15 protein-coding genes are annotated in these 14,295 nt (G+C 47.0%); 13 read left to right on the top strand and 2 right to left on the bottom strand.

What is annotated here, in order from left to right; translation table 11 throughout:
* Positions 1-53: 53 nt before the first annotated feature.
* Genes F9L33_RS06955 through F9L33_RS06940 form a run of 4 tightly spaced genes read left to right on the top strand, consistent with a single transcriptional unit; the run spans position 54 to position 2,749 of the window.
* Positions 54-521, top strand: a complete 468-nt coding sequence (locus tag F9L33_RS06955; protein ID WP_152142049.1) for a RidA family protein — start codon at positions 54-56, stop codon at positions 519-521.
* Positions 521-1,270 (top strand): glycerophosphodiester phosphodiesterase family protein, encoded by a 750-nt coding sequence (locus F9L33_RS06950; protein WP_152142048.1) that lies wholly within the window; start codon positions 521-523, stop codon positions 1,268-1,270. The genes F9L33_RS06955 and F9L33_RS06950 overlap by 1 nt, the downstream gene beginning before the upstream one ends.
* Before the next feature lie 8 nt (positions 1,271-1,278).
* Entirely contained in the window at positions 1,279-2,460 is a 1,182-nt protein-coding gene (locus F9L33_RS06945; RefSeq protein ID WP_152142047.1) for a GNAT family N-acetyltransferase, read from the top strand.
* On the top strand, positions 2,453-2,749 hold the full coding sequence (locus F9L33_RS06940; protein ID WP_152142046.1) for a 4a-hydroxytetrahydrobiopterin dehydratase: 297 nt from the start codon (positions 2,453-2,455) through the stop codon (positions 2,747-2,749). Before F9L33_RS06945 ends, F9L33_RS06940 begins: the two co-directional genes overlap by 8 nt.
* A gap of 2 nt (positions 2,750-2,751) precedes the next feature.
* Here F9L33_RS06940 and F9L33_RS06935 read toward each other — a convergent pair whose 3' ends face one another.
* The gene (locus F9L33_RS06935; protein WP_152142045.1) at positions 2,752-3,240 is read right to left on the bottom strand and encodes a peroxiredoxin; all 489 of its coding nucleotides are present in this window, start codon (positions 3,238-3,240) and stop codon (positions 2,752-2,754) included.
* A gap of 91 nt (positions 3,241-3,331) precedes the next feature.
* On the opposite strand from F9L33_RS06935, the gene F9L33_RS06930 reads away from it, so the two are divergent.
* From F9L33_RS06930 to yaaA, 4 genes are all read left to right on the top strand, one after another.
* Positions 3,332-4,540, top strand: a complete 1,209-nt coding sequence (locus F9L33_RS06930; RefSeq protein WP_152142044.1) for an NAD(P)/FAD-dependent oxidoreductase — start codon at positions 3,332-3,334, stop codon at positions 4,538-4,540.
* Positions 4,540-5,100 (top strand): 16S rRNA (guanine(966)-N(2))-methyltransferase RsmD, encoded by a 561-nt coding sequence (gene rsmD, locus F9L33_RS06925; protein ID WP_152142043.1) that lies wholly within the window; start codon positions 4,540-4,542, stop codon positions 5,098-5,100. The genes F9L33_RS06930 and rsmD overlap by 1 nt, the downstream gene beginning before the upstream one ends.
* A gap of 70 nt (positions 5,101-5,170) precedes the next feature.
* On the top strand, positions 5,171-7,216 hold the full coding sequence (gene recQ / locus F9L33_RS06920; protein ID WP_152142042.1) for a DNA helicase RecQ: 2,046 nt from the start codon (positions 5,171-5,173) through the stop codon (positions 7,214-7,216).
* Positions 7,217-7,277: 61 nt separating this feature from the next.
* On the top strand, positions 7,278-8,042 hold the full coding sequence (gene yaaA, locus F9L33_RS06915; protein WP_152142041.1) for a peroxide stress protein YaaA: 765 nt from the start codon (positions 7,278-7,280) through the stop codon (positions 8,040-8,042).
* On the opposite strand, the gene F9L33_RS06910 is transcribed toward yaaA, so the two are convergent.
* The gene (locus F9L33_RS06910) at positions 8,039-8,728 is read right to left on the bottom strand and encodes a Crp/Fnr family transcriptional regulator (protein ID WP_152142040.1); all 690 of its coding nucleotides are present in this window, start codon (positions 8,726-8,728) and stop codon (positions 8,039-8,041) included. The two genes, yaaA and F9L33_RS06910, sit on opposite strands and share 4 nt — an antisense overlap.
* A 169-nt stretch (positions 8,729-8,897) precedes the next feature.
* Between F9L33_RS06910 and F9L33_RS06905 the strand changes: the two genes are divergently transcribed.
* From F9L33_RS06905 to F9L33_RS06885, 5 genes are all read left to right on the top strand, one after another.
* Positions 8,898-9,467: a helix-turn-helix domain-containing protein gene (locus F9L33_RS06905; RefSeq protein WP_152142039.1), complete on the top strand. Its 570-nt coding sequence runs from the start codon at positions 8,898-8,900 to the stop codon at positions 9,465-9,467.
* A gap of 12 nt (positions 9,468-9,479) precedes the next feature.
* Entirely contained in the window at positions 9,480-9,872 is a 393-nt protein-coding gene (locus F9L33_RS06900) for a GFA family protein (protein WP_152142038.1), read from the top strand.
* 66 nt (positions 9,873-9,938) lie between these two features.
* Positions 9,939-12,392, top strand: a complete 2,454-nt coding sequence (locus tag F9L33_RS06895; protein ID WP_152142037.1) for an FAD-dependent oxidoreductase — start codon at positions 9,939-9,941, stop codon at positions 12,390-12,392.
* Positions 12,389-13,261: a homocysteine S-methyltransferase family protein gene (locus F9L33_RS06890; protein WP_152142036.1), complete on the top strand. Its 873-nt coding sequence runs from the start codon at positions 12,389-12,391 to the stop codon at positions 13,259-13,261. Before F9L33_RS06895 ends, F9L33_RS06890 begins: the two co-directional genes overlap by 4 nt.
* 12 nt (positions 13,262-13,273) lie before the next feature.
* A complete protein-coding gene (locus F9L33_RS06885; protein WP_152142035.1) occupies positions 13,274-14,251 on the top strand; it encodes a GlxA family transcriptional regulator in 978 nt (325 codons plus the stop codon).
* Positions 14,252-14,295 lie beyond the last annotated feature (44 nt).

Genomic DNA, 14,295 nt, shown 5'->3' with positions numbered 1-14,295 from the left:
TGATTAATTCTGTTGCATCAATGCACAAAGACGATTTGTTAAAGGAGAGCCAAATGGCCGGTAAAATCGAAACACGCTTGGTAGAATTAGGTATAGAGTTGCCAGAAGCGCCCGCACCTGCTGCAAACTACGTTCCATACGTAATTGTTGGCGATATGGTCTATATTTCAGGCCAAGTATCTAAAGATTCAACGGGTTTAATCACTGGAAAGCTGGGTGATAGCGCATCTGTAGAGGATGGTGCGGCTGCAGCACGTGTTTGTGGCTTAAATCTTATCGCTCAACTGCGTGAAGCTTGTGGTGGTGATCTAGATCGCGTGAAAAAAGTCGTAAAATTGGGTGGATTCGTGAATGCGACCCCTGATTTTGAGAATCACCCTGCTGTTGTGAACGGCGCATCTGACCTGATGGGTGAGGTTTTTGGTGATCTTGGCGCTCATGCGCGTGCGGCTGTTGGCTGTGGATCGTTACCGTTCAATGTGTCTGTCGAAGTGGAAGGCATCTTCCAGATTTCTGCATAATGTTAGCAAAATCATTTTTTCAGGCGCCTATTACACATCGTACTTTGCATGATGTGACAGATGGGCGGCCTGAAAACTCTATTGCAGGCGCGCGTGCCGCTATTGAACGCGGATATGGCATAGAGATTGATCTACAACTGTCCAAAGATGGTGTTCCAATGGTGTTTCATGACTATTCATTGGAACGTCTAACATATGCAAATGGTGTTGTGGCGCAGTGTAATGCAGCGGAATTGAGTAGTGTTGCCCTAAAGGGTGGGGATGAAGGTATTCCCACGCTTGAAGCGTTTTTGGCAGAGGTGAATGGGCAGGTTCCATTGTTGGTGGAAATCAAAGATCAAGACGGGGCTTTGGGGCCAAAGGTTGGCAAATTGGCCAAAGCAACCTGTGCGTTGATGAACGCGTATAAAGGGGACAAGGCATTGATGTCCTTTAACCCGCATACGGTTGCGAAATGTGCAAAGTGGGCGCCAGACATCGCGCGGGGTATCGTAACAGATCCGTATTTGAAAGAAAATTGGCCGTTGATCCCAGAGGCAAGACGCAAAGAATTGGCGGAAATCCCTGATTATGAGCGGGTGGGTGCCTGTTTCATTTCACATAATGTAAACTATCTGACGGATGCGCCTGTTGCGCGAGTTAAAGCTATGGGTGCGGATATTTTATGTTGGACTGTCAAATCTGCGGAGCAGGAAAAAATTGCTCGACAAGTGGCACAGAATGTTACCTTTGAAAGGTACCTAGCTTAAGCGACCCTATGTCTGACCCAGAAAAAATTACCATAGATGTATTGAATGGCTTGTCAGACATTTCAGCCAAGGATTGGGATGCATGTGTGCGGCATACGGATGGGCGCGCACATGATCCGTTCACAACACATCGGTTTTTAAAAGCACTCGAAGACAGCGGTTCTGTTGGCGCAGGTACAGGTTGGCAAGCGCATCATTTGGTTGCACGCCAAGGTGATGACATTATTGCCGTGATGCCGCTTTATGCTAAATCGCACTCACAGGGCGAATACATCTTTGATCACAATTGGGCTCATGCCTATGAAAATGCAGGTGGGCGGTATTATCCAAAACTACAAGCAGCTATTCCATTCACACCTGTGACTGGCTCACGCTTTTTGTGCCGCGAGGGGTATGAAGTGGTTGGGCAATCTGCACTTGCCCAAGGCGCTGTTCAAGTTGCGGCGAACAATCAACTGTCGTCTTTTCATATGACCTTTTGTACGCAAGAAGAGTTTGAGATTGGTGAACAGATTGGATTGTTGCAAAGAACAGGACAGCAGTTTCATTGGTTGAATGATAACTATGAAACTTTCGACGATTTTTTGAATGCCCTTTCATCCCGTAAACGCAAAAACATCCGCAAAGAGCGCAAACAAGCACAAGCGTTTGGCGGACGTATTGTCGAGCTGACAGGCGATGATATTCAGCCTGAACATTGGGATGCGTTTTGGATGTTTTACCAAGACACTGGAATGCGGAAATGGGGATCGCCATATTTAACACGGGAGTTCTTTGATATTGTGCAGGAACAGATGCGCGATGATGTGCTGTTAGTGCTTTGCGAACGCGAAGGGCGCTGGGTCGCGGGGGCTTTGAATTTTATTGGAGAGGATTGTTTGTATGGTCGTTATTGGGGCTGTACAGAACATCATTCCTGTTTGCATTTTGAAGTGTGTTACTATGTGGCGATTGATTATGCGATCCGACATGGGTTGAAACGGGTAGAGGCGGGCGCGCAAGGTGAACATAAACTGGCACGTGGGTATTTGCCCAAGCCAACGTATTCGCTGCACTGGTTTGCTGATCCAGGGTTTCGGGACGCTGTTGGAAAGTATCTACAGGCGGAACGTGAGGCTATAGATGAAGAAATCGAAATTCTAACGGATTACGGCCCGTTTAAAAAAGTGGAAGGTGAACAAGATGGCTGAACTATTAACGTCACAAGAACGCGAAACGGTTTTGGCAGAACTTCTGAATGAAGGTTGGGCGATGGTGGATGATCGCGATGCGATTTCCCAAAGCTTTAAATTCAAAACTTTCAACCAGGCTTTTGGTTGGATGACCCGTGTTGCGATGTATGCGGAAAAATGGAACCATCATCCTGAGTGGTCGAATGTTTACAACCGAGTTGAGGTTATACTGACAACCCATGATGTGGATGGGTTGTCAGAGTTGGATATTAAGTTGGCCAAGATGATGAACAAATTGGCCCAATAATTTTACAGAGCATCCATGATGTGTTCAGCACCTGATACGTCACATACGCCTGGGCTTTCTTCGGCTTGGAATGCTGTGACTGTGCCGTCGTTCACAACCATTGCGTAACGCTTTGAACGGTCGATCAGGCCAACAGGTGGGGCAGAAAAATCCATGCCGATTGCTTTTGTAAAGCTGCTATCGCCATCTGCGAAACAGTGAATGCCAGCAGCATCCGCACCCATATCTTTGCCCCATGAGTTCATCACGAAAACATCGTTTACGGACACACATATAATTTCGTCCACACCTTTTGCTTTCAATGCATCAGCATTTTTCACAAAGCTTGGCATGTGAGCGGATGAACATGTTGGAGTATATGCGCCCGGTACGGCAAAGATGACAACTTTCTTGCCAGCTACCAATTCATTTAGGTTAATTTCTTCAGGGCCTTCAGCGCCAAGATGCATCAAAGTTGCGTCTGGTAATGTATCGCCAGCAGATAATGACATAGGGTTCACTTTCTAAGTTGAGTTTGCATTATGAATATATATAGATCGTTGAATGGTTTTAGACCAGTAAATTAATTAGGGTACTAACTAAATGTCACATGTCGTTGTAATTGGCGCTGGTCAAGCTGGCAGTTCTTTGGTGGTTAAGCTTAGAAATCAAGGGTTTGATGGACAAATCACTTTGATCGGCGAAGAAAAAGCACCACCTTATCAACGCCCGCCTTTGTCAAAAAAATACCTTTTGGGTGAGATGGATTTGGAACGTTTGTACCTAAAACCAGAATCATTTTACGCAGAGAATGAAATCAATTTGCGCACAGGTGAAACGGTTTCAGCTTTGGACGTATATAAGGGCACGATTACGGTTTCTGGTGAAGAGCTGAAATATGATCACCTTGTCTTCACGACCGGATCGAAACTGCGCTATTTACCTGCCTCAATCGGCGGTGATTTGGATGGTGTTTACGGCGTGCGTGGTTTGACGGATGTGGATGCGATGGAGCCAGAGTTTGCCGAAGGCAAGCATGTGTTGGTTATCGGTGGCGGTTACATTGGGTTGGAAGCAGCCGCCGTAGCATCCGCTAAGGGCTTGAAAGTGACCTTGGTGGAAATGGCTGATCGTATTTTACAACGTGTGGCCTGTTCACAAACGTCTTATTATTTCCGTGCTTTGCACAGATCAAAAGGTGTGAATATCATCGAAGGCGTTGGATTGGATCACTTGATCGGCGATGATGGCCGTGTGGTGGGGGCCAAACTTTCAGACGGCACCGAAATGGATATCGATTTTGCAATCGTTGGCGTGGGCATTCTGCCTAATATCGATGTAGCTGAGGATGCGGGTGTTGAGATTGATAATGGTATCGCAACGGACGCTTACGGCTGCACATCCTTTTCAAATATATGGGCGGCAGGCGATTGCGCGTCTTTCCCATATAAAGGCGAACGCATTCGTTTGGAATCGGTTCCAAACGCGATTGATCAGGCAGAGATTGTTGCCGAAAATATCATGGGTGCGAAGAAACCTTATGTGGCAAAGCCGTGGTTTTGGTCAGATCAGTATGATGTGAAGTTGCAAATCGCTGGCTTGAACACGGGCTACGATGATGTTGTCACGCGTCAGGGCGACAAGGACAGTACGGTGTCATTCTGGTACTACAAGGGCGATCAATTGCTGGCTGTTGATGCGATGAATGACCCGCGTGGGTATATGATCGGCAAGCGTGTTATCGAAGCTGGTAAGACGATTGATAAAGCAGCTGTCGCTGATCCAGATGCTGACCTGAAGTCTTTCATGTAATGCGGATTGTTGCGGGCAAATATAAAAGCACAGCACTAGCGTCTGTCGGCAAAGGTGACAGTGGAGCACATCTACGCCCAACAACGGACCGTGTGCGCGAAAGTATTTTCAATTTACTGGTGAATGGTGGCTACGGCGATCCTATTGCCGATGCGCGTGTATTGGATCTGTTTGCAGGTACGGGTGCATTGGGGTTTGAGGCGCTGTCACGTGGAGCGTCATTCGCATTGTTTGTGGATGATGGTGTAAAGGCGCGTGCGTTGATCCGCCAGAATATTGATATTTTACGTGTGATTGGTGTAACCAAGCTGTTTCGCCGTGACGCTACAAAAATGGGCCCTTCGAATTATGAACCGTTTAATCTGATTTTTTTGGATCCCCCTTATGGCAAAAATCTTGGTGGTAAAGCTTTGGCTGCCGCAGCAGAAGGTGGGTGGTTGGCCCAAAATGCGTTGGTGGTTTGGGAAGAAGGCAGTGAACAGATTGCGATAGACGGGTTTGAGATGTTAGATGCACGCAAATACGGCGATACATGGGTACATATTTTACAACACATCTAGTTGGCGCTTGTTCATAGATTCTCAATATGCGAGTCTTATGGTTAACAAGCAGCCAAATAATAATAGATAGATGAACGCACACACCTCTTTTTTGAAAGACGTTTTTGGTTTTGACCAGTTCCGCGAGGGACAGGAAGAAATTGTTGCGGCTGTATCTAAGGGCAAAGACGTTCTAGCGATTATGCCAACAGGTGGTGGTAAATCATTATGTTTCCAACTACCTGCATTGGTGCGTGATGGTGTGACGGTTGTGATTTCGCCGCTGATTGCATTGATGCGAGATCAGGTGAATGCATTGCAAGCGATTGGGGTGGAAGCAGGCGCATTGACCTCTGGCAATACCGAAGAAGAAACCGAACTGGTGTTCCAAGCAATTGAAGAGGGGCGTCTTAAACTGCTTTATATCGCACCTGAACGGTTGGCAAATCCAGGTACATCGATATTGCTGCGTAAGGCAAACGTGTCGATGATAGCGGTGGACGAAGCGCATTGTGTCAGCCAATGGGGACATGATTTTCGACCCGATTATCTGCGTATTGGTGAGTTGCGTGATATGCTAAATGTGCCGCTGGCCGCGTTCACGGCGACAGCAGATCAAGAGACGCGTGATGAGATTGGCGAGCGCCTGTTTAAAGGGCGTGATGCGCAGGTTTTCCTGAAAGGGTTTGATCGCCCGAACATCCATCTGGCCTTTGCGCCAAAGAACAGTCCTCGTAAACAGTTGTTGGATTTTGTATCTGCGCGCAAAGATCAATCTGGGATTATTTATTGTGGCTCGCGTGCCAAAACTGAAACGCTAGCGCAAGCTTTGCGTGCTGAGGGACATGTTGCCTTGCATTATCATGCGGGTATGGATCCAGATGATCGCCGTTTGGCCGAAACACGATTTCAACGTGAGGATGGGCTGATTGTCTGTGCAACTGTGGCGTTTGGCATGGGTATAGATAAGCCTGATATCCGTTGGGTCGCACATGCGGATTTGCCAAAATCGATGGAGTCCTATTACCAAGAAATTGGTCGCGCTGGCCGCGATGGAGCACCAGCGGAAACGCTGACATTATACGGTGCCGATGATGTGCGGTTGCGTAGAAGTCAGATTGATGAGGGTTTGGCACCCGCAGAACGCAAACAAGCGGATCATGGACGTTTGAATGCACTGTTGGGATTGGCAGAGGCGCGCCGTTGCCGTCGCCGCGTGTTGTTGCGATATTTCGGTGATGACATGGAAAGCTGTGGCAACTGTGATCTGTGTGACAGTCCACCAGAATTGTTCGATGGAACCACAGCTGTGCGTATGGCATTATCCGCTATTTTACGTACAGGAGAATGGTTTGGTGCGGGACATCTGATTGATATCTTGTTGGGTAAAGAAACGGATAAAGTCAAAGCCAAAGGTCATCAGGATTTACCGACCTATGGTGTGGGTAAAGATTATGATCGTGCGCAGTGGCAAGCTATTTTCAGGCAAATGATGGGATATGATCTGATCCGTCCTGATATGGAACGCTATGGTGCAATGAGGATGACCGAAGCGGCGCGCCCGATTTTGCGGGATGAGGAAAAGATTGAGTTGCGCCTTGATACGATCGTGAAACAATCACGCCGCGGGCCACGCGTAAAAGCATTGGTGGCAGAAGAAGATGAAGCGTTGATGTCAGCACTAAAAGCCAAGCGCCGTGAATTGGCCGAAGCTATTCAAGCACCGGCTTATGTGGTGTTTCCAGATAGTACTTTGATTGCCATGGCCACTATGAAACCGATGGATTTGGATGGGTTTTTACAGTTGCCAGGTGTGGGTGCAAAAAAACTAGAGCGATATGGTAAAGCATTTTTGGAGGTGATCTCTGGCAATGTTGACGAGGTGCATCCACAGCGCCGTCGTTTAGTGGGGCGCGATGCAGGAGAAGTCTTTGATCAGTTGCAAGAGGTGCAAGTGCGTTTGGCAAAAGGTGAAAGCGGGTTCGACACCTATTTGAACTGTACAAGCTCCACACTTTCTCAGATCGCACAACGCCGTCCGCGCAATCTATCAGAGTTGGAAAATATTCAAGGTATGGGGGCGAAAAAAGCTGAACGCTTTGGGCAAGCTTTTTTGAACGTTCTGACAACAGAATGACCTTGGCGCGGTCGCCAAGAGTGCTATGTTCTATTTCAACTTTGAATTTTGGGGCTGTGCAATGCTTGCTGTTTTATCACCTGCTAAGAAACTGAATTTTGATCCGCTTAAAGATGGCTTTGGGCAAACTATGCCTGACTTTCAGGACAATGCGAATGAATTGGCTGAAGTGGCACGTAAGCTATCTGTTTCTGATCTGCGTAATCTCATGAAAATCAGTGAAGATTTGGCAAGCTTGAACAAAGACCGATTTGCAGCGTTTGCTGCAAAGTCTGATGAACGTAATTCCAAACAAGCGGCCTATGCGTTTGCGGGTGATACATACACTGGATTGCAAGCCGACAGTTTGGATTCAGGTGATGTGGAATACGCCCAAGAGCATTTGCGTATTTTATCTGGCCTTTATGGTGTGTTGCGTCCGCTGGACCGCATTCAACCCTACCGTTTGGAAATGGGCAGCCGTTTGAAAAATTCTGCGGGTACCAATCTTTACGCCTATTGGGGCGATAAAGTTGGGATTGCTTTAGATGAAGTATCAAACGGCGTGGTCGTGAACTGTGCATCGAATGAATATTTCAAAGCCACAGGTAAAAACATGTCATCTCGTGTCATCGTTCCAGCGTTTAAAGAAGAACGAGAAGATGGATTAAAGATGATTGGCTTCTTTGCAAAGAAAGCACGCGGTTCTATGGCGCGCTATATGGTGCAAAATCGTATTGATCGGCCAGATGGGTTGAAGGATTTTGACATCGATGGGTATAAATTCCAGCCAAAACTATCAGGTGAAAATGATTGGGTGTTCACGCGAAAGCAAGCGCAAGTTTAACTATTTTCATCAATCAAATTTTGCAATTTTTTCACGGACGGTATGTATAGGCTGCGTTTTTGGCGTTCTATAATTCCCGCTTTGCGCAAACGTCCCATTTCACGTGCAACACCTTCACGGGATGAGAAAATATAAGCAGCCAGCTCGCTTTGTGTTGGCGGGCGTTCGATTAAAACAGCGTCTTGTTCATGGGCCTGTGTATTGGCCAATTCTAAAAGCGTTTCTTGTAACCGCATATCTGCAGATTTTGCATTAAAATCGATCACGCGCTTTGAAAGCTTACGCAGTTGCGCGACCATAACTTTGTGCAGCGCAAATGATATATCTGAGTTTGAAAGCAATAGGTTGCGGAATTGATCAGAGCCTAGCGATGCGGCTATACAATCACCAGAAGCGACCACACTGCTGGATCTCGGCGCGTTATCAATTGCAGCATATTCGCCAAAGCTGTCACCAGCGGTGATGGCTGCAAAAGAAACTTCGCGACCAGCTGGCGTATAGATTGTAACTTTTGCTGCACCTGATAGGATAAAAAATATATCGGTATGTTCATCATCCGCAGATATTAAGAACTGACCAGATTGATACGTATGTGTTGTCCAATGTGCGGACAATACATCCCAACTTTCTTGGCTGATGCTTCCAAGAAATGAGTTTGGTTTGAACGTGTGTTTGTTGCGTAGCATATGTCACCAAAGATTCGAATTTACCAAACAGTGACATAAGTCACACTTTTTGACAAAGCTTTCTCTCATTTTTTTAAAAATAGCTTCATGAGCGACAGGTTTTGGTCGCAATCCGACGCGAAATTCGCTTGTCTTCATGAAATTTTAACGATAAATTTCACGGACGATTATGACATATATTACACAAAAATCTGGATCTTTAGGCGCAGATGTCCGCAGCATACGTAAATCGCGCGGCATAACGCTGATTGAGATGTCAGAAACATTAGACAGATCTGTAGGCTGGATGAGCCAAGTTGAACGAGATATCTCTGAGCCCTCGATCGAAGAACTGCGCTCTATTGCCAAGGTTTTGACTGTCCCTGTTTCTATCTTCTTTGGTCAGGCCGAAGCGCATTCAGATGAAATTGGATATGTCGTTCGAAAAGATACACGTCGCAAAATCGGCGGCGGCGCCGTTGGGTTGGTCGAGGAGTTATTATCCCCTGATCTGACAGATGATTTTGAGATGATTCACTCCATCTTTGAACCAGGTGCCGCTTTGCCAGATTATGTGACACGTCCAACGCAAGAAGTTGGATATATGCTGTCTGGAAATATGACACTTTGGATAGGTGATAAGAAATTCGATCTGTCACCTGGTGATAGTTTTCGCATCAAAGGTGAACCTTTTAAATGGTCAAACCCACATGCCGTTGAAGCGGTTGCTGTGTGGGTTATTGCACCGCCAGTGTATTGAGGAGGATTGAGTATGACTGAAGTACATAAAGGATCCTGCTGCTGCGGTGCGGTGCAATATGAATTACGTGGCGCTTTGCGCCCATCTGTTGCGTGTCATTGTACGCAGTGCCGTAAAACCAGTGGACATTATTGGTCGGCAACCCAAACCCCTAGCAAGGACTTTGTTGTGACCAAAGACGCTGGATTGAAATGGTTCCGTTCATCTGACACGGCACGCCGCGCGTTTTGCAAAGACTGCGGTTCCAGCATGTTTTGGCAGCTAGATGGTGAAGATGCGACATCTGTTGCGACAGGCACTTTGGATGGTGAAACAGGTTTGACTACAGACCGCCATATCTTTGTGGCGGACAAAGGTGACTATTACGAGATTGAGACTGGCCCAAGACAATTGGACCAGTACTGAGAGAATTTTTAGGTAAATGTTTTGTAGTGCAGCTGCAAAGCAAGGAATGGACTAAGGGAGAAAACTATGTCTGATTTTCCAACGACAGCGCGAGTTGTCATTATCGGCGGCGGCGTCGTCGGTGTTTCTACGTTATACCACCTAGCGAAAGCTGGTTGGAAAGATTGTGTTCTTTTGGAAAAGAACGAATTGACTGCGGGGTCTACATGGCACGCAGCTGGTAACACTCCTAACTTCGCAGCGAACTGGGCTGTGATGAACATGCAGCGTTATTCATTGGCTATGTACCGTGACTTGGCTGATATGGTTGATTATCCAATCAACTATCACGTAACAGGTGCCGTTCGTTTGGCGCACACCAAAGAACGTATGCAAGAATTTGAACACGTGGCATCCATGGCACGTTACCAAGGTCTTGAAATGGACATGTGTTCCCCAGAAGAACTGCAAAAACACTTCCCATTCATGGAAACACATGATTTGGCTGGTGGTCTTTGGGACCCATTGGATGGTGACATCGATCCAGCGCAGCTGACACAGGCTTTGGCTAAAGGTGCTCGTGACGCAGGCGGTTCAATCCACCGTTTCACACCAGCAACAAATGTAACACGTGATGGTGATGAATGGGTTGTACACACAGATAAAGGCGACATTCGTTGTGAGTTCGTTGTAAATGCTGGTGGTTACTATGCGCAACGCGTTGGCGAATGGTTCAAACCATACGGTGGCCGTACTGTTCCAATGATCACAATGTCTCACCAGTACTTCCTAACAGAAGAAATTCCTGAGTTGAAAGAATGGACAGTTGGTAATGGCGGTGGTCACATTCCTATGTTGCGTGACGTAGACAGCTCATATTACCTGCGCCAAGATAACTATGGTCTGAACCTAGGTCCATATGAGCGTAACTGTAAGGCACATTGGGTAACTCCAGAAGATAAAATGCCAGACGACTTTAGCTTCCAACTTTACCCAGATGATTTGGATCGTCTTGAGTGGTACATCATGGATGCATGTGAGCGTGTACCATTGTTAGGTACAGGTGGTGTGAGCCGTAACATCAACGGTCCAATTCCATACGCACCAGATGGTTTGCCAATGGTTGGCCCAATGCCAGGTGTTAAAAATGCATTCGAGGCACATTCATTCACATTCGGTATCACACAAGGTGGTGGCGCTGGTAAGGTCCTTTCTGAATGGATCATGCACGGCGAAACAGAGTGGGATATGTGGGCAATCGATCCACGTCGTTATACAGACCACGCTGACGAAGATTTCTGTTACCAAAAAGCTATGGAAACATATGGCAACGAATATGCGATGCATTTCCCACACCACGAATGGCCTGCTGGTCGTGATAAGAAATTGTCACAGAACCACGATCGTTTGTTGGCTGATGGCGGTCAAATGGGCGCATATAACGGTTGGGAACGTGCGAACTGGTTTGCAAAAGACGGTGATGACACTTCAGAAGCGGCGACAGAAACTTGGGAGCGCAATGGTCCATGGGCTGTGCGTGTTAAAGAAGAAGTTGAAGCATGTCGTGACAATGTTGCTGTTTTGGATATGCCAGGTTTCTCTCGTTACACGCTAAAAGGTGAAGGCGCTGCTGAATGGCTTCGCACTCAGGTTGCTGGTGCACTTCCAAAAGCAGGTCGTATGACATTGGGTTACTTTGCAGATACACGCGGTCGTATCGTAACAGAGGTGACAATCATCCGCTTTGGCGAAGATGACTTCATGTTGATGACAGCGGCTGTTGCGCAATGGCACGATCTTGAGTTTTTGCAAGCTGCTGTTCCTGCGAATGCATCATTCGAACTTGTCGACACCACGACAGAATACAGCACACACCTTGTTTGTGGTCCAAAGTCACGCGAGTTGTTGGCTGGTCTGACAGACGCTGATTTGTCTACAGGTTGGTTGACACACCAAGACGCAACATTTGCAGGTAAGCCTGCGAAATTGATGCGTATCTGTTTCGGTGGTGAATTGGGCTGGGAAGTTCATACAAAAACGGAAGATGCAGCAAATGCTTACGAAGCTATTCGTGAAGCAGGCGCTACACCATTCGGTATGTTTGCCCTAGATTCAATGCGTATCGAAAAAGGCTACCGTTCTTGGAAAGGTGATCTTTCAACAGATTACACATTGCTTGAAGGCGGTCTTGAGCGCTTTACACGTTTGAACAAAGAACAAGACTTCCCAGGTAAAGCAGTCTTGCAAGCTGAGAAGCAAGCAGGATCAAAGAAAGCCTTCGTAACGTTGATCGTGGATACACCAGAAATCGATGCGCCATACATGTCAATCGTTTGGAAAGACGGCGAACGTGTTGGTGAAACAACATCTGGCAACTACGGCTACCGTGTGAACGCAAGTATCGCATTGGGCGTTGTCCGCGCAGATGCAGCAGCACCTGGTACAGAGCTGGAATTGGAAATCTATGGCAATCGTTTCAAAGCAGTTGTTCAAGAAGACCAACCACTTTGGGATCCTTCTAACGAAAGAATCATGGCTTGAGCATAGCCATACTAGATGGAGGCATGGGCCAAGAATTGGTGGCCCGTGCCGGCAAAGCGACATCGCTTTGGTCAGTGCAAGCCTTACTGGATAACCCAGAAATGGTGCGCGAAGTACACGACGAGTATTTTGCCGCTGGGGCGCATATTGCAACGACCAATACGTATTCGGTTCTACCAGATCGCCTGATCCATCATGGGTTAGGCGATCGTCTACAAGAGTTAACCGAAGTTGCCTGCCAACAAGCTGTTCAATCACGTGATGCACATGGCGCGGGATTGGTTGCTGGATCACTTGGACCACAGGGGTTTTCATACCAACCTGACAAATGTCCACCAGCGAAAGAAGCAGCACAAGCTTATCGACGGGTCTGTGATACACAGGCGAAATTCGTGGATATGTTTATATGTGAAACGATGGCATCTGTGGATCAGGTGCACGGTGCTTTGATGGCATCAATGGAATATGATATACCTGTTTGGGTGGCCATATCTGTTGATGACAAAGATGGTGCTAAATTACGGTCAGGTGAAGCAGTAAGTGATGTTTTGCCGCTGTTAAAAGAATACGGCCCAGCTGCTGTTTTGGTGAATTGTTCCGCACCAGAAGCAGTGTCAAATGCAGTTCCAATTCTGGTTGGGAACGATTTGCCAGTTGGTGCATATGCGAATGGTTTTGTGAACATATCTGATGCGTTTGATCGCATCGGTGCAACGGTAGATGTGTTGGAGACACGAACGGATTTAGGCCCAGAAGCCTATTTAAAGTTTGCCCAAGACTGGGTTAATGAAGGTGCCGCGATTGTGGGTGGTTGTTGTGAAGTTGGGCCAGCGCATATTGCGTTGTTAGCCAAGAATTTTGCGTCATAGAGAGATTAAGTGATGGAAAAACAAGCGAATACGACTTTGGATACTGCAAAAGATGTTGTAACTTTTGATGTCGTTTTATCAGAGAACTTCGTGATGATGGAGTTGTCTGGAATCGTGGATGTTCTGCGTATTGCGAACCGTGTGTTGAGCTTTGAAAAGTTCAAATGGAAGTTCTGTTCAGAGGATGGTGGACGTGTGACGTCCAGCATCGGCGCCTATGTGGAAACAGAGGTTATTGCTGAGAATCCTCGCCCAGATCATGTGGTGTTTATCGGCAGTGCTGATCCGTTTTACATGTCTTTGGATGTGGAAAAATTCGCCGCACGTTACCGCCACGGCGGTGCGCTTGTGATCCTATTGGCAGAGGCTGCCAGCCGTTATATTTCGTCAAATCAAGACAATGCAATTTTGCACACAACCCACTGGGAAAACCGTGCGCTGTTGGAAGAAGAGCAAGGTATTTACGGCATCCGTTCATCGCTTGCTGTGACCCAAGATCAGGTTATTACAAGTGCGGGTATGGGTGCCACAGCTGACATCGCTTTGGCACTTTTGGGGCGTTATGTTTCCAGTGCCAAACTGATGATCGTTTCCAAGATTATCTTGCACGACCGCATTCGCGCGTTTGACACGCTACAGCCAGAAATTCTTGCCACGTTAAACACAGACGCACGTATTTTGAATAAAGCTGTCAAAATCATGCAGGAAAATATTGAAGAACCTGTCACGATGACTGACCTTGCCAAAAGCATCGGTCGCACACCGCGTTGGTTGGAGCGTAACTTCAAGTCACTAACAGGTTGCAGCCCTGGTCGTTATTATCGCGAACTGCGTTTAAGCCATGCGCATAACCTGTTGCTGAATACGAATATGAGCATCCAAGAGGTCGCTCTGGCTTGTGGCTACCAATCAGGGTTTTCTGTTGCTTACCGTCAATCGTTTGGCCAAACGCCGCACCAAGTGCGCCGTGCCCAGATTGACAAGATGTAACTCCTTAAAAAGTTAAGATGCGACAGCGATTTGTCGCATTTTCA

The organism is Amylibacter sp. SFDW26 (genome assembly GCF_009184395.1).
Taxonomy (GTDB): domain Bacteria; phylum Pseudomonadota; class Alphaproteobacteria; order Rhodobacterales; family Rhodobacteraceae; genus Amylibacter.
This window is presented reverse-complemented; position numbering and strand designations above follow the sequence as displayed.